Source organism: Kribbella sancticallisti (assembly GCF_039530625.1).
GTDB classification, from domain to species: Bacteria; Actinomycetota; Actinomycetes; order Propionibacteriales; family Kribbellaceae; genus Kribbella; species Kribbella sancticallisti.
The window spans coordinates 85667-100160 of the sequence record NZ_BAAAOS010000031.1 but is presented as its reverse complement, the minus strand read 5'-3'; the positions used below and the strand labels follow the sequence as shown (position 1 = coordinate 100160).

Annotated in this window: 16 protein-coding genes and 2 pseudogenes; 7 read left to right on the top strand and 11 right to left on the bottom strand. The window is 69.1% G+C overall.

The features are described from left to right. Positions 1-209, top strand: a pseudogene (locus ABD255_RS22260) (serine/threonine protein kinase); the annotation flags it as partial. Here ABD255_RS22260 and ABD255_RS22255 read toward each other — a convergent pair. The 5 genes and pseudogenes from ABD255_RS22255 to ABD255_RS22235 all read right to left on the bottom strand — a co-directional run bounded on the left by ABD255_RS22255 (position 198) and on the right by ABD255_RS22235 (position 5144). After that, complete coding sequence (locus tag ABD255_RS22255) at positions 198-1646, bottom strand: MFS transporter (RefSeq protein WP_344216938.1); 1449 nt, start codon at positions 1644-1646, stop codon at positions 198-200. The pseudogene ABD255_RS22260 and the gene ABD255_RS22255 sit on opposite strands and share 12 nt — an antisense overlap. 30 nt (positions 1647-1676) lie before the next feature. Beyond that, positions 1677-2276: a maleylpyruvate isomerase family mycothiol-dependent enzyme gene (locus ABD255_RS22250; RefSeq protein ID WP_344216935.1), complete on the bottom strand. Its 600-nt coding sequence runs from the start codon at positions 2274-2276 to the stop codon at positions 1677-1679. Positions 2277-2280: 4 nt separating this feature from the next. Then, positions 2281-2706, bottom strand: coding sequence for a sigma-70 family RNA polymerase sigma factor family protein (locus ABD255_RS22245; protein WP_344217059.1), 426 nt, complete (start codon positions 2704-2706; stop codon positions 2281-2283). 82 nt (positions 2707-2788) lie between these two features. Beyond that, a pseudogene (locus tag ABD255_RS22240) lies at positions 2789-2980 on the bottom strand (sigma factor); the annotation flags it as partial. Positions 2981-3071: 91 nt separating this feature from the next. Then, complete coding sequence (locus ABD255_RS22235; RefSeq protein WP_344216933.1) at positions 3072-5144, bottom strand: vWA domain-containing protein; 2073 nt, start codon at positions 5142-5144, stop codon at positions 3072-3074. Positions 5145-5250: 106 nt separating this feature from the next. Here ABD255_RS22235 and ABD255_RS22230 point away from each other — a divergent pair, with 106 nt between their 5' ends. The 6 genes from ABD255_RS22230 (at position 5251) to ABD255_RS22205 (ending at position 9840) form a co-directional block, all read left to right on the top strand. Further along, positions 5251-5772 (top strand): helix-turn-helix transcriptional regulator, encoded by a 522-nt coding sequence (locus tag ABD255_RS22230; RefSeq protein ID WP_344216931.1) that lies wholly within the window; start codon positions 5251-5253, stop codon positions 5770-5772. Between the two features lie 141 nt (positions 5773-5913). After that, the gene (locus ABD255_RS22225) at positions 5914-6780 is read left to right on the top strand and encodes a substrate-binding periplasmic protein (protein WP_344216929.1); all 867 of its coding nucleotides are present in this window, start codon (positions 5914-5916) and stop codon (positions 6778-6780) included. 1 nt (position 6781) lies between these two features. Next, a complete protein-coding gene (locus ABD255_RS22220) occupies positions 6782-7531 on the top strand; it encodes an amino acid ABC transporter permease (protein WP_344216927.1) in 750 nt (249 codons plus the stop codon). Further along, positions 7515-8258 (top strand): amino acid ABC transporter ATP-binding protein, encoded by a 744-nt coding sequence (locus tag ABD255_RS22215; protein ID WP_344216924.1) that lies wholly within the window; start codon positions 7515-7517, stop codon positions 8256-8258. Before ABD255_RS22220 ends, ABD255_RS22215 begins: the two co-directional genes overlap by 17 nt. 157 nt (positions 8259-8415) lie before the next feature. Then, the gene (locus ABD255_RS22210; protein WP_344216922.1) at positions 8416-9039 is read left to right on the top strand and encodes a polysaccharide deacetylase family protein; all 624 of its coding nucleotides are present in this window, start codon (positions 8416-8418) and stop codon (positions 9037-9039) included. A gap of 120 nt (positions 9040-9159) precedes the next feature. After that, a complete protein-coding gene (locus tag ABD255_RS22205; RefSeq protein WP_344216920.1) occupies positions 9160-9840 on the top strand; it encodes a polysaccharide deacetylase family protein in 681 nt (226 codons plus the stop codon). Between the two features lie 16 nt (positions 9841-9856). On the opposite strand, the gene ABD255_RS22200 is transcribed toward ABD255_RS22205, so the two are convergent. The 6 genes from ABD255_RS22200 to ABD255_RS22175 are packed head-to-tail and all read right to left on the bottom strand — an operon-like array spanning position 9857 to position 14435. Next, positions 9857-10648 carry an HAD-IIA family hydrolase gene (locus tag ABD255_RS22200; RefSeq protein WP_344216917.1) on the bottom strand — a complete coding sequence of 264 codons (792 nt, stop codon included), beginning with the start codon at positions 10646-10648 and terminating at the stop codon, positions 9857-9859. A 55-nt stretch (positions 10649-10703) separates the two neighbouring features. Next, positions 10704-11372 (bottom strand): ribulose-phosphate 3-epimerase, encoded by a 669-nt coding sequence (gene rpe, locus ABD255_RS22195; protein WP_344216915.1) that lies wholly within the window; start codon positions 11370-11372, stop codon positions 10704-10706. A 13-nt stretch (positions 11373-11385) separates the two neighbouring features. Further along, positions 11386-12111 carry a cobalt-precorrin-6A reductase gene (locus ABD255_RS22190; protein WP_344216913.1) on the bottom strand — a complete coding sequence of 242 codons (726 nt, stop codon included), beginning with the start codon at positions 12109-12111 and terminating at the stop codon, positions 11386-11388. Then, on the bottom strand, positions 12108-12848 hold the full coding sequence (gene cobM / locus ABD255_RS22185) for a precorrin-4 C(11)-methyltransferase (protein ID WP_344216911.1): 741 nt from the start codon (positions 12846-12848) through the stop codon (positions 12108-12110). The genes ABD255_RS22190 and cobM overlap by 4 nt, the downstream gene beginning before the upstream one ends. Next, a complete protein-coding gene (cbiE, locus tag ABD255_RS22180; RefSeq protein ID WP_344216908.1) occupies positions 12845-14041 on the bottom strand; it encodes a precorrin-6y C5,15-methyltransferase (decarboxylating) subunit CbiE in 1197 nt (398 codons plus the stop codon). The genes cobM and cbiE overlap by 4 nt, the downstream gene beginning before the upstream one ends. Then, positions 14034-14435, bottom strand: a complete 402-nt coding sequence (locus ABD255_RS22175; protein WP_344216906.1) for a TIGR03618 family F420-dependent PPOX class oxidoreductase — start codon at positions 14433-14435, stop codon at positions 14034-14036. The genes cbiE and ABD255_RS22175 overlap by 8 nt, the downstream gene beginning before the upstream one ends. Between the last annotated feature and the right edge of the window lie 59 nt (positions 14436-14494).

The following is a 14494-nucleotide window of genomic DNA, read 5'->3' as shown; positions in this document are numbered from 1 at the left end:
CCTCCAGTGCTCCCGCGCCGGCGCCCGCCCCCGTGGCACCAGCCGGCGTCCCGGCGCCCACAGCGCCTGCTGCCCTCGCCGGTACCGCGACCGCGACCGCGCCGCCGCTCGTGCGACGGCGCCCGCGTGCGCTCACCTGGCTGGCGGCGGCGAGCTTTGCCGGGGCGGCCGGGCTTCTCGGGACCGCCGCCTGGCTACTACTGCGTTGACAGCAGCCGGCTTTGCTTTTCCTGGGCGTGCGACGGCGCCATCAGCGCGAAGACCGCGCCGAGCAGCGGCACCCCGGCTGCTACCCAGATCGCCGGCTTGAAGCCGTCGATGAACTCCGTCGGTGAGCCGTAGCCACCATGGGCCGCGAAGACCGCGGCCAGGATCGCGATCCCGAAGACTCCTCCCAACTCACGCAGCGCGCTGTTCGTCCCCGCGGCAAGACCCGCGTCTGCCTCCGGCACCGAACTGACAACAGCGTTGGCGACGGTCGGGAAGCACAACGAGATCCCCACCCCAGACATGATCAGCGGTCCGATCAGCGACCCGTACCCGACCGCGGGTTCGACCACCAGAGCCAGCCACCCCGCCCCCGCACCCTGCAGCAACAAGCCGGCGAGCATGAAGGGCCGGTTACCGAACCTGTCCGCAAGCCCACCAGCGATCGGCGCCACCAGCATTGGCATCGCCATCCAGACCAGGATCCGCAGCCCCGCCTCCAGCGGCGAGAACCCCAGCCCGATCTGGAACAACTGCGTCATCATGAACAACGACCCGAGCAGCGAGATCGTCTGGAAGAACGACACCCCGTTGGCAGTGGTGAAGCCGCGCCGCCGGAAGTAGCTCAGCGGCAGCATCGGATTCGGCGTGCGCGCCTCCCAGCCAAGAAAGGCCGCCAGCAGGACAGCCCCCGCCAACAGCGCGCCGATCACCTCGGCACTACCCCACCCGACGACCGGCGCGCGAACAGGCGCCCACGTCAGCCCGAGCATCGCAGTACCGACCAAAACCAGGCCGGGAAGGTCGAGTTGTGGCCTCGGGCCATAGCTTTCCCGCAGCAGCCGAGCGGAGAGCAGCGCCACGATGAGGCCGACCGGGACATTGATCCAGAAGATCCACTGCCAGGAGATCCCGTCCACGATCAGCCCGCCCAGGACCGGACCGCCGGCCACGCCGAGGCCGGATACGCCGCCCCAGACCCCGATCGCCATCCCCCGCTTCTCGGCCGGGAAGGCGTTGCTGATCAGCGTCAACGTGAGCGGCATCAGTACTGCGGCGCCCACGCCCTGCAGCGCCCGCGCGGCGATCAACTCGTCGGCCGTGGACGACAACGCCGCCGCGGCCGACCCGGCGGTGAACACCAGCACCCCGAGCACGTACAGCCGGCGGCGGCCGAAGCGGTCGCCGAGTGACGCACCGGTCAGCATCAGGCAGGCGAAGACGAGGTTGTAGGCGTTGATGGTCCATTCCAGGTCGGCCAGGCTCGCGTTCAGCTCCGACCGCAGGGTCGGCAGCGCGGTGGCGACGATCACCACGTCCAGCGAGGTCAGGAAGACGCCGAGCGCCGCCAGTACGAGGGTCCAGCCGGGTCTCGCGGCGGGAATGTCGGCCGGCTCACCGGGTAACCGAGGGTTCGTGTCGATCCGAGTAGTAGTCACACTGATGTAGACCCCTCGGCAGCGCAGAAGTCATCGCGGCGAACTAGTTGCCGAGGGCACTGGATGACGGCCGAGGAAGGCGACCAGCTGGTCACTCGGGCCGGCCAGCGGCGAGACCGCGACCGGCGGACCGAACAGCGACGCGCGCATGCCGTCGTCGACCATCAACTGGGACAGGGTCAGCATCCCCAGCGCGAGCGGGTCCGGAATCGGACGGTGATTGCCGCAGGCCACAGAGATGTCCCACCCGTGCACCGCGACCTCCACCGCGCCGGTGACCACCACCTTGCCGGTGGGCAGCGAAACGCCATCGACGGTGACCAGGCGACCGGCCGGCGCACCGGTCCTGCAGGAGCTCAGCAACCGTTGCACCCGGCTCCGAAAGCTTGTGACCAGAACGCAGGTCGGATCCTGTGGGCCTCGGCTCTCGTCCACCGCGACATGGCCGAATTCAACTCCCTGCTGGAGAGCCGCGATCGAATCGTTCAGGTGCAGCAGCAGGGCATGCAGGTCCCATTCGACACAGGGTGTCGGCAGCGAACCGAAGCCGTCGACCACCGAGTCCACGCTCCCCGTGGCGTAGCGGATCGCCTGCTCCAGCAGGCGAACCGGACCACTCAGCCCTGCCACGACGTCATCCCGCCGCCTCCCGCGCCAGGATCGGAGGAAGCCCGAAGGACGGGAGCAGAGAAGATTCGTTGAAGGAGATGATCCGCGAGATCCCGGTCGGCGTCAGGGTGAGCACCTGTACTGCGTGCGCCCAGAGTTGGCCGTCTGCCTTCCGGAAGTACGCGGCGACGGCTGGTTGCCCGTTCGCTGTCGTCGGGATCATCCGGATCGCCCCCGGCCCGCCGAACACCCGGGTGCTGAGGAAGCGGGCGACCGCAGTACGGCCGAAGAACCAGGTCCGGTGGGGTGGCATCTCCAGCGCGATGTCCTCGCGGAGTACGCCCACCAGAGCGCTCACGTCGCTCTCCTCGAAGGCCGAGATGTACTGGTTGAGCAACGCGCGCATCGCGGGTTCGGTGAGGTCGGGCTGGTCGTTCTCCGTCGGCGCCACGCGGTTCAGTTGGGCGCGAGCGCGCTGCAGCAGGCTGTTGACGGCGGCGGCTGTGGTGTTCGAGCGCGGTCAGACAGGCGTTGGTCGCGATCCGGTAGAGCCAGACGCGGAGCGAGGAGCGGCCCTCGAACCGGTGGTAGGACCGCCAGGCCCGGACATAGGTCTCCTGCACCAGATCCTCGGCGTCATGGAGTGAGCCGAGGATCCGGTAGCAGTGAGTCAGCAGTTCCCGCCGGTACGGGTCGGTCAGGCGGCCGAACTCGTCGATCTCCATCGCCACCCACCACTTTCTCGATCCCACTGGGAGTGCCTACTGAGATATAGACCAGGCCGCTCGCCGAAAGTCATCGCTCGTCTTGACGGTCCTACTGGTTGGGCGGCTGCTGCCAGCCGGGCTGCTGCGGGTTGTTCCCCTGCGGCGGGTGGTTCCCCTGCGGCGGGTGGTTGCCCTGCGGCGGGTAGTTGCCCGGCGGCGGGTAGTTGCCCTGGGGCGGGTAGTTGCCCGGCTGCGGAAGAGCGGGCTTGGCGCGGAGGCGGAGTACGGCCCAGGCTCCGAGCAGGATCAGGAGGAGCGCTCCCCCGCCCAGCCCGGCGATCAGGCCGACCGGCGCTCCGTCGTCGGAGGTGGTGCCGCCGTTGTCCTGGACCGGTCCGCCCGCCTCGGTCTTCTCACCGGAGGGCTGGGAGGGCTCGTCGGTCGGGGTCGAGGTCGGGCTCGGGGTGACCGAGGTGCCTGCCACCGGCGTCGCGCCGTCGGTGTACTCCGGCTTGCCGGTGCCCGCGGTTCCCTGGAGGCCGATGGTCAGGGTCAGCGGGATCGTGAAGGCCTTGTCGTCCTTGTTCCGCGACACGGAGACCGCCACGTAGTACTCGCCCGGCGTCGAGGTGCCCTTGTCCTGATTGTTGGCACCGTCACGGTTCTGGTAGCGGATCTCCTTGGTGGTGATCCCGTGGACCGTCCCCTGCTTCGACACCGCGGCTCGCTTGCCCGTGCCCGGGGTTCCCTTGGCGAAGACCGCGTACACCTCCTCACCTACCGGCGAGATCAGGTTGAGGTCCAGGTACCGGTACAGCCCCCAGGCCTTCGCGGTCGCGCCGCCCACCTGCGGCACCGTGACCTGTGTCTGGATCCGCTGACCCCAGTCCGCCTTCACCCGGTACAACTGCAGCTCGCCCGGCATCAGGGTGGTCTTGTAGCTGCCGGCCTCGAGCAGCGGGGCGTCGGCGAAACTCGAGCCGGGGACGATGTCGCGCGGCGTCGAACCGGGCATCGAGACCCAGGTCGGATCGCCGGCCCCGTCCGGAAGGTTCGCGGTCGAGTCGACCGGGGGCTCCTCGTCGATCCTCAGCTCATACGGGACGTTCTTGAGCTGGTCGTTGTCCTTGCCCGGGAACACCGTGAGGATTATCAGGTCACCTGTGGCGCACTCCTTCTGCCAGTCCGACCAGCTCGACGCGGTACCGGTCGCCAGACCCTCGTCGCTCCCGAAGGCGCGCGGGTAGCTCCAGCCGCAGTTCTTCCCCTCGATGGTGTTGAGCTTGGCCTCGCTCTGGATCACCAGGCTTCCGCCGGCCGGCCGGCGGAAGCTGACCCCCGCCCGCAGGGTCGACCCGGCGATGGTCCGCTTGATCAGGTAGTACTTCGCGGTCGGCGAGCCGGTGAACTTGTCCGAGTAGTGGCCCGGGGCAAGGACCGGGGCGCCTTCCTGCTGCGGCCCGCCGACGACCGGGGTACCGGAGATGCGGAAGGGGCGGAAGGCGCGGGTGGACAGCCGGTCGAGGCCGGCCTCGAGGTCGATGGTGGAGTCGGCGTCGTAGTAGTCACCGCGGCCCTCGCGAGCCACGCACTGCAACTGGCTGCGCGCCTTGCCCCCGACCCGGAATCCGACCACGTCGATCTTCAGGTCGATCCCCTGCTTGGCGATCGACTGGGCGACCACGCACGGATCCGGCTGGCAGGTCGCCTCGCCGTCGGAGACGAGCACGATCGTGCGCTGCCCGCTGGGGCCGAGGTCCTTCGCCGCCTGCTGGAGCGCGTAGCCGATCGGGGTCTCGCCGTACGGCTTGTACTTCGTGATCGCCGACAGCAGTTGCGGGCGGTTGCCGGTGGCGATCGGGACGGTCAACTGGGTGTCGGTGCAGGCGCCCGGCTGGCCCTGCTTGAACACGGTCGCGCCGTAGACCCGCAGGCCGACCTGCGCGTTCTCCGGCAGTTTGGCCACCACCTTGGTGAGCGCCGTCCGGGCCGCGGTGATCTTGGTCTGGCCGTCCCCGGCGGGTTCCTTCATCGAGCCGGACGAGTCGAGCACCAGCACCAGCTTGCCGGTGTCGCCCGGCTCGGGGTCTGCCTGTGCGGTACCGATCGACAGGGTCGCCAAGACCACGGCGGCGATCAGCGCGAGGGCCGCGGGGCGGCGGTATCCCTGCGTTCGGGTCATCATTCCTCCAGGTGGATTCGCTACTGCAACCTTTGCAGTTTGCAATCGCGAATGTCAAGCCGCCTCAATACTGGTTTCTCGTGTTCGCAGGTGCGAAGATTGGCCCGTGGACCAGACCGAGAGCAACTTACGGCAGCAGACCGAGCTGTACGGCGAGCCGCTCGGCGTGCTGATGCGGCGGATCGGCGGCACCCTGGGCCTGACCCAGGCCCGGCTGGCGGAGGCGATCGGACTGTCCGCGCCGATGCTGTCACAACTGATGAGCGGCCAGCGGGTGAAGATCGGCAACCCCGCGGTCGTGTCGCGGCTGCACTCGCTCGACGAACTGGCCGGGCGGGTCGCCGAGGGAGCGCTCGACGAGACCGAGATCACGGCGGCGCTGGACCAGATCCGCGGCAGCACCGGTGCTTTCACGAAATCGGTGCCGACGGCAAGCGTCGCGCGGCCGGCCGCGCGGACCGTGGTACGGGAGATCCAGGATCTGTTCCGGGCGGTCGCGTCGGCCGACGAGGTGCAGCGGGCCGCCGGGCTCATCGGTGCCGAGTCCCCCGGGCTCGCCGAGTTGCTGCTCGCCTACGGCGCGGGACGGACCGATGACGCGGTGGCACATTACGAGCGTCACCACTGACCTGAATATCACGGAGTCAGTAGGCGTTCCGGCGCCGTCTCAGCCGGTGTCACGACGGAATTCGCCGCCTCCGCGCGGCGTTAGCGTCGTTCGGTGGGCAAACCCCACCGATCCCGGACCACTTGTTCTAAGGAGACACCCGTGCGCGCCATCAGCGCCTTCCGCCGTCTTGCCGCCCTGGGTACGGCCGTCACCCTGGCCGTCGCGCTCGCGGCCTGCGGCAGCGACGACACCTCCACTGCCTCCGGCCCCGACCTGGGCCTGCTGCAGCCGGGCACGCTGCGGATCGGCACGCTCACCGACGCGCCGCCGAACGTGTACGTCAAGGACGGCAAGTTCACCGGTTTCGACAACGACCTGATCACCGCGGTCGCGGCCAAGCTGAACCTGAAGCCGGAGTTCGTCGGCACCGACTTCTCCGCCCTGCTCTCGCAGGTCAACGGCGGCCAGTACGACCTGGGCAGCTCGTCCATCACGATCACCGAGGCCCGCAAGAAGACAGTTGCCTTCAGCAATGGCTACGACTTCGGCTACCTCGGCCTGAACACCACCAAGACGTCGGGGATCACCAGCTTCGACCAGCTCACCGGCAAGCGCGTGGTCGTCGTCCAGGGCACCGTCCAGGACGACTACGCCACGGGCAAGGACCTCGACCCGGTCCGGGTGCCGAACTACAACACCGCGCTCGGCCAACTCAAGGCCGGTACTGCGGACGCCTGGGTCTCCCCCGCCGAGATCGGCGAGAAGATGGCCAAGGAGCAAGGCGGCGGCACCGTCGTCCTGGCGGCCAAGGAACTCAGCGACGCTCCGATGGCCTTCGCCGTGGCCAAGAGCAACGACAAGCTGCGCGACGCCGTCAACAAGGCGCTCGACGAGGTGATCGCGGACGGCACCTGGACCAAGCTGGTCGAGCAGTACTACCCGGGTCGCGCGGTGCCGCCGAACTTCAAGCCGGGCAGCGGCTCGGTGAAGTTCACGGTGCCGTCGGCCGCCCCCGCAGCCGGCTGAGATGGACATCTGGTCCACCCTGAAGGACACCTTCCTCGACTGGGAATCGATGCGGCTGGTCCTGCCCGAGATGCTGAAGGTGGGGCTGGTCAACACCCTCATCCTCGCTGCCGCCTCGGTCGTGCTGGGCACTGTGCTCGGCATGATCGTGGCGGTGATGGGGTTGTCCCGCCGGCGCTGGCTGCGCTGGCCGGCGAAGGTGTACACCGACATCTTCCGCGGCCTGCCGGCGATCCTGACGATCCTGCTGATCGGCCAGGGCCTGTCGCCGATCACCCGGCACTGGTGGGGACCCAACCCGTACCCGTTGGGCATCCTCGCCCTGTCGCTGATCGCGGCGGCGTACATCGGGGAGATCTTCCGCTCCGGCATCCAGAGCGTGGAGAAGGGCCAGTTGGAGGCCGCCCGGGCGCTTGGCTTCACCTACACGTCGGGCATGCGGCTGGTCGTCATCCCGCAGGGCGTACGCCGGGTGCTGCCGGCGCTGGTGAACCAGTTCATCGCGCTGGTCAAGGAGTCGAGCCTGGTCTACTTCCTCGGGTTGCTCGCCAGCCAGCGGGAGTTGTTCCGGATCGGTCAGGACGCCGCGGCGACCAACGGCAACCTCTCGCCGTTGCTGCTCGCGGGCATCTTCTACCTGATCATCACCGTGCCGTTGACCCACCTGGTCAACTACTTCGACAAGCGGCTCCGTGAAGGCCGTCCCGCCGATCTCGAGGTCGAGGAGCTGACTCATGCCGACCATCGTTGAATCCGCAGCCAGCCTCGAGCTCACCGGCATCGAGCTTGCCTTCGGCCACAACAAGGTACTGCGCGGTGTGGACCTGGCCGTCCCGGCCGGACAGACCGCGTGCGTGATCGGCCCGTCGGGCTCCGGCAAGTCGACGTTGCTACGGGCCACCAACCGGCTGCTCGAACCGGACGCCGGCGACATCCGGCTCGGCGGCGAGTCCGTGCTGAAAAGCAATCCGGACGAGCTGCGGCGCCGGATCGGCATGGTGTTCCAGCACTTCAACCTGTTCCCGCACAAGACCGTGCTGGAGAACATCACCCTGCCGCTGCGCAAGATCAAGAAGCTGACCGCGGAGGGCGCCGTCGAGGCGGCCCGCGAGCAACTGGAGCTTGTCGGGCTGCGGGAGAAGGAGTCGGCGCGTCCCGGCAACCTCTCCGGTGGCCAGCAGCAACGAGTGGCGATCGCCCGGGCGCTGGCGATGAAGCCAGAGGTGATGCTCTTCGACGAGGCCACCTCGGCGCTGGACCCGGAACTGGTCAAGGGCGTCCTCGCCCTGATGGCGGACCTGGCCTCGGCCGGCATGACGATGATCGTCGTCACCCACGAGATGGGCTTCGCCCGCCAGGTCGCGGACCAGGTCGCCTTCATGGACCACGGCGTGGTCGTCGAGGCCGGCGCCCCCGAGAGGGTGTTCACCGCGGCCGAGTCGCCCCGCCTGCAGCAGTTCCTCTCGCAGGTCCTCTGATCCGGGCACGCTGGCTTTTTCTGCTCCGGACGCCGATGGTGGAGAGATGACCCCGCTCGGGGTCACCTCGTCATCGGCGTCTGGGGTGCCCATGATTGTTCGACTGTCAGTCAGACCCCACCTCCTCACGGTGGCGGCACTGAGCATCTGCTTGATCATGGCAACCGGGCACACCTCGGCAGCCCCTGCCCCGAAGGCGCCTCAGGCCACCACCGCGACGAAGTACGTGTATCTGACCTTCGACGACGGCCCGCATCCGAAGTACACGGCGCAGGTGCTCGCCATCCTCCGGAGGTACGGAGTCAGGGCAACCTTCTTCGAGATCGGCCGGAACGTGGCGCGCTACCCGTACCTGACCCGGCGGGCCGACCTGTATGGGCACAGCGTGCAGAACCACACCTGGTCGCACCCGGACCTGCGCAAGGTGTCGTGGGCGACCTTCAAGTCGCAGGTGCGGACGACGGACCGGGCCCTCCGCGCGCAGACCGGCTACACCCCGCGCTGCCTCCGGCCGCCGTACGGCGCGACGAACAGCGTGGTCGCCAAGCGCGCGGCGGCCCTGGGCAAGAAGGTCAAGCTGTGGTCCCTCGACACTCGCGACTGGTCACGGCCCGGTACCGCGGTGATCGTGCGCCGGGTGCTCAACAACGTGCGCAGTGGCTCGGTGGTCCTGCTGCACGACGGTGGGGGTAATCGGAGTCAGACGGTCGCCGCGCTCCCGACGATCCTGAAGGCGCTCAAGGCCAGGGGCTACGTCTTCTATCCGCTGTGGTGCCTCTAGCTGCGGTGTCCGGTATGCGTGGTAGTTGACGCGGCAGCGGCGTGGGCTGTGACATTCCCGGGATTTGCGCCGATGGTGGACGGGTGAGGTAGTGAGGTCACCGACGTCTGTGGGGGACGTATGGATCGCCGTTTGCCGCTCGTGCTGCTCGTGCTGAGTCTGCTTGCCCTGCTCGTGTCCTGCGGGGCACCGGCAACGGAGAGCCCGGCCGCGGCGGCTCCACCACCGCCGCCGGTTCCGTCGAAGTACGTCGTGCTGACCTTCGACGACGGGCCGGATCCGAAGTACACCCCGCAGATCCTCGACATCCTCGAGACCTACGACGCCAAGGCAACCTTCTTCGCGCTCGGCCGGGAGGTGGCGGCGAATCCGGAGTTGACGCTGGACGCGCACGAGCGCGGTCACAGCGTGCAGAACCACACCTGGTCGCACCCCGACCTCCGGAAACTGTCCGCGGCGAGCTTCAAGAGTCAGGTGGAGAAGACCGACCGGTCCATCCGCGAGCAAACGGATTCCACCCCGAACTGCCTCAGACCGCCGTACGGCGCGGTGAACAGCCTGGTCACCCAGCGGGCCGCCGCGCTCGGCAAGAAACTGATGACGTGGACGGTCGACTCGCGCGACTGGACGCGGCCCGGCCAGGCGGCGATCGTGCGGCGCGTGCTCGCGGAGGTGCGCAGTGGCTCGGTCATCCTGTTCCACGACGGCGGCGGTGACCGCCGTCAGACCCTCGCCGCCCTCCCGACGATCCTGAAGACGCTCAAGGACAGGGGGTACGGCTTCCGGCCGGCCTGCGGCTAGTGTCGCTGACGGGACACTAGGACAGCGCGTCGATCAGCGGGACGACGTCGGCGATGGACTCGACGATGCGGGTCGGGCGGTAGGGGAAGCGCTCGACCTCGTGCTCGCCGGTGGAACCGGACAGGACCAGGATGCTGCGGAGGCCGGCTTCCAGGCCGCTGATGATGTCGGTGTCCATCCGGTCGCCGATCATCACCGACGTCTCGGAGTGCGCCTCGATCCGGTTCAGCGCGCTGCGCATCATCAGCGGGTTCGGCTTGCCGACGAAGTACGGCGCGACGCCGGTGGCGCGGGTGATCAGCGCGGCGACGGACCCGGTGGCGGGCAGCGGTCCCTCCGTGGACGGGCCGGTGGGATCGGGATTGGTGGCCAGGAACCGCGCGCCGTCGGCGATCAGCCGGATCGCCCGGGTGATCGCCTCGAACGAGTAGGTCCGGGTCTCCCCCAGTACGACGTAGTCCGGCGCGCGCTCGGTGAGCACGTAGCCGACCTCGTGCAGCGCGGTGGTCAGCCCCGCCTCACCGATCACGTACGCCGTACCGCCGGGCCGCTGGTCGTCGAGGAACTGTGCGGTGGCCAGCGCGGACGTCCAGATCGCCTGCTCCGGTACGTCGATGCCGCCGGCAAGCAACCGGGCGCGTAGATCCCGCGGTGTGAAGATCGAGTTGTTCGTCAGCACCAGGAACTTCTTGCCCGACCGCTGCAACGACCCGATGAAGTCACTGGCCCCTGGAATCGCGCGCTCCTCGTGCACCAGCACGCCGTCCATGTCGGTCAGCCAACTCTCCACCGGCTTGTGCTCACTCATCCCCGTGCTCCTCGTCGGTAGCCGTTGGCTTCGATGGTGCCAGGTCAGTGCCCGGTCAGTGCGCAGTACTGGCGTTGGTGGCGAGGGTGCGGAGTTTTTCGACCATGGCGTTCGGGTCGTCGGCGGCGTAGACGGCGGAGCCGGCGACGAAGACGTTGGCGCCGGCTTCGGCGCACTGCTCGATGGTGTCGGCGGAGATGCCGCCGTCGATCTCGATCCAGATGTCGAGGCCGTGCTTGGCGACCAGGTCGCGGGTGCGGCGGATCTTGGGGACGCAGACGTCGAGGAACTTCTGGCCGCCGAAGCCGGGCTCCACCGTCATGATCAGGATCATGTCGAGCTCGGGGAGAAGGTCCTCGTACGGCTCGATCGGGGTGGCCGGCTTGAGCGCCATCGAGGCGCGGGCGCCCTTGGCACGGATCTCCCGGGCGGTGCGGATCGGCGCCCGGCAGGCCTCCGCGTGGAAGGTGACGCTGGAGGCACCCGCCTCGACGTACCCGGGAGCCCAGCGGTCGGGGTCCTCGATCATCAGGTGGCAGTCGAGCGGCTGGGCCGCGGCCTTGGCGAGCGACTCGACGACCGGCAGCCCGAGGGTCAGGTTGGGGACGAAGTGGTTGTCCATCACATCCACGTGCAGCCAGTCGGCGCCGGCCACCGCCGCGGCCTCGTCGGCCAGCTTGGCGAAGTCCGCGGACAGGATGCTCGGTGCGATCTGGATTCCCATAAGGACTGGGATTCTACCGATGCTCCCGCAGCCACTGAGCCACCTGGTCCACCCCGTCGACCACGTCGACCCCGGCCGGAAGCGGCGGCCGATCGATGACAACGACCGGCAGCCCGAGCTCCCGGGCGGCGGTCAGCTTGGCCGAAGTCATGTCACCGCCGCTGTTCTTGGTCACCAGTACGTCGATCTGCCACTTCCGCAGCAGCTCCACCTCCCCGGCGAGCTCGTACGGCCCCCGGTCCAGCAACAGCTCGCACCACGACGGCACAGGCGACGGCGGATCCACACAGCGTGCCAACATCCACACACCGGCCGCGGCAAACGCGTCCAGTCCCTGCCGCCCGATCGTGAGGAACGCACGCGAGCCGAGCGACGGCAAGGCTCCAGCGGCCTCTTCGGCCGAGCCCACCCGGACCCAGCGGTCTCCTGGCTGCTCATGCCACCCCGGACGACGTACGACGAGGAGCGGCATCCCGAGCGCGCTGGTAGCGGCTGCAGCGTGGGCAGTCATCGTCGCGGCGAAGGGGTGGGTCGCATCGACCACAGCGTCCACCGCGTTGGCCGTGAGCCAGTCGGTCAAGCCCTCGACGCCGCCGAAGCCACCCTGCCGCACAGCACCTGCCGGGAGCTGGGCGTCGACAGTCCGTCCGGCCAGCGACGACACCACCTCGAAGTCGTCCGCCAGCAGCTCGGCGAGCCGCCGCGCCTCCCCGGTCCCGCCCAGGAGGAGGACCTTCACCGGGCCCGGACAGTCGAGTAGAGATGACTGTCGCGGAAGTTGTCGGCGGCAAGAACCTTGCCGACGATGACGACCGCGGTCCGCAGGATGCCCGCGGCGCGGACCTGGCCGGCGATGTCGGCGAGCGTGCCGCGCAGGATCACCTCGTCGGCGCGGGAGGCGCGGGCGACGACCGCGACCGGGCAGTCCGCGCCGTAGTTCGGCGTCAGCTCGTCGACCAGGCGCTCGATGTGCTGGACCGCGAGGTGCAGCACGATCGTGCCGCGGCTCAAGCCGAGCGTGGCCAGGTCCTCACCGTCGGGCATCGCGGTGGCGCGGGCGGCGATCCGGGTCAGGATCACCGTCTGCCCGACCTCCGGCACCGTCAGTTCGCGGCCGAGCGACGCCGCCGCAGCGGCGAAAGCCGGTACTCCGGGCGTCACGTCGTACGGGATTCCCTCGGCGTCGAGGCGGCGCATCTGCTCGGCCATCGCGCTGAACACCGCCGGATCACCCGAGTGCAACCGGGCCACATCCAGACCGGCTTCGTGCGCGGCAACCAGTTCGGCCAGGATCTCGTCGAGGTTCAGCGACGCCGTGTCCACCTTGCGAGCACCCGGCGGGCAGTAGTCGAGGAGCTCCACCGGCACCAGCGCACCGGCGTACAGGCAGACGGGCGAAGCGGCGATCAGGTCACGGCCGCGGACGGTGATCAGGTCCGCCGCGCCCGGTCCCGCGCCGATGAAGTGGACGGTCACTTGGTCACGCTCCAGATCGTCACGGGCATCGCAGGACGCCACCCGGTCATGCCGCCGACGGGCGACGCGCGCTGCACCGACAGCCTGACCAGGTCGCCACCAAGCTTCGCGTACCACTGGGCGATCAGTGCTTCCGTCTCCAGCGTGACGCCGTTGACCACAAGCCGGCCGCCGGGGCGCAGCAGCTCCCAGCAAGTCTCGATCACACCGGGGACGGTCGCTCCACCTCCGACGAAGACGGCGTCGGGCGACTCCAGCCCCTCGAGTGCGGAGGGCGCTGCGCCAACGACCGTACGGATGGCGACGCCGAGCGTCGCGGCGTTCCGGTCGAGCCGCTTGGCGCGATCCGGATCACGCTCGATCGCGACCGCCCGGCAGCTCGGGTGGTGCCGCGACCACTCGATCGCGATGCTGCCCGCTCCCCCGCCGACGTCCCACAGCAACTGCCCGGGCACCGGGGCCAGTCGGGACACCGTCACCGCCCGGACCTCGCGCTTGGTCAGCTGGCCGTCGCTCTCGTACGCCGTATCGGGCAGGCCTGGTGAGGTTGGGAGCAGGTCTGCGCCGCGTTCGGCTTCGCACTGCACGCCGATCACGTTCAACGCGTCGACCTCGTGGTTCCACTCGTCGGCCCGGGTGGTCCGCACCCGCTCGTTCGCGGAACCCAACTGCTCCAGCACGGTGAACGCACTACCGCCGTATCCCCGCGCCACCAGCGCGGCAGCCACCTCGGCCGGCGTATTCGCACCCCAACTCAGTACTACGAGCCGCCGCCCCGGCTGGATATGCGGCTGCACGAGTTCGAGCGGATGCCCGACCAGGCTGATCACCTCCACCTGGTCCTGCGGCCACCCCAGCCTGGCGCAGGCGAGGGACACGCTCGACGGATGCGGAATCACGCGCACCGCCTCCGGGCCGAGCAGCCTGGTCAGAGTGGTCCCGATACCGTGAAAGGTCGGATCCCCACTGGCCAGCACACAGATCCGCCGGCCGCGATAAGTAGCCAGCAACCCCGGCAACGACTCAGAAAGCGGCGAGGGCCAACTCACCCGCTCCGCAGCGCTGGGCACCAGCGCCAATTGTCGAGTGCTTCCCATCAGCACCTCGGCGGAGGCGATCACCTCGCGGGCTCGTGGTGACAGTCCGGCCCAGCCGTCGGCGCCGACTCCGACGACCGTGAGCACCTCAGGCATTGCCGAGCACCTTGCTCACGGTGATCTCGATGACCACGCGCTCCGGGTTCTCCCGCGGCTGGCGGTAGCGCTCGGCATACCGGCGTACTGCGTCGGCCACGCGCTCCGGGTCGTCGCTCACCACGGCCCGCCCCTCGAGCGTCGACCAGCGCGGCCCGACCATCTGACTCACCGCGACCGCGGCACCCGCCGCCCCGGCGGCCCGGACCTGCCGGGCCTTGTGCGACCCGCCCGAGCAGATCACCCGCGCGATCCCCGTCTTCAGATCCACCGTGGCGCCGACCATCACGACGTGAACGGACCCGTCCGGCCGGACCGTGCTGAGCATGCACAGATGCCGCTCGGTCCAGAAGTCCACGAAGTCCCCGGACCGTTCACTCAAAGGCTGCTGCACCCGTCGATCGTAGACAGGCCGGCCCGCCCGAGAGGACCTCGGGCGGGCCGGACGACGGG

What these genes read in the sequence shown, in the direction of transcription:
- ABD255_RS22220 (WP_344216927.1), top strand. Translation starts at nt 6,782, where the DNA reads ATGGACATCTGGTCCACCCTGAAGGACACCTTCCTCGACTGGGAATCG.
- cbiE (WP_344216908.1), bottom strand. Translation starts at nt 14,041, where the DNA reads ATGCCTGAGGTGCTCACGGTCGTCGGAGTCGGCGCCGACGGCTGGGCC.
- ABD255_RS22215 (WP_344216924.1), top strand. Translation starts at nt 7,515, where the DNA reads ATGCCGACCATCGTTGAATCCGCAGCCAGCCTCGAGCTCACCGGCATC.
- ABD255_RS22200 (WP_344216917.1), bottom strand. Translation starts at nt 10,648, where the DNA reads ATGAGTGAGCACAAGCCGGTGGAGAGTTGGCTGACCGACATGGACGGC.
- ABD255_RS22210 (WP_344216922.1), top strand. Translation starts at nt 8,416, where the DNA reads ATGGCAACCGGGCACACCTCGGCAGCCCCTGCCCCGAAGGCGCCTCAG.
- rpe (WP_344216915.1), bottom strand. Translation starts at nt 11,372, where the DNA reads ATGGGAATCCAGATCGCACCGAGCATCCTGTCCGCGGACTTCGCCAAG.
- ABD255_RS22235 (WP_344216933.1), bottom strand. Translation starts at nt 5,144, where the DNA reads ATGACCCGAACGCAGGGATACCGCCGCCCCGCGGCCCTCGCGCTGATC.
- ABD255_RS22205 (WP_344216920.1), top strand. Translation starts at nt 9,160, where the DNA reads ATGGATCGCCGTTTGCCGCTCGTGCTGCTCGTGCTGAGTCTGCTTGCC.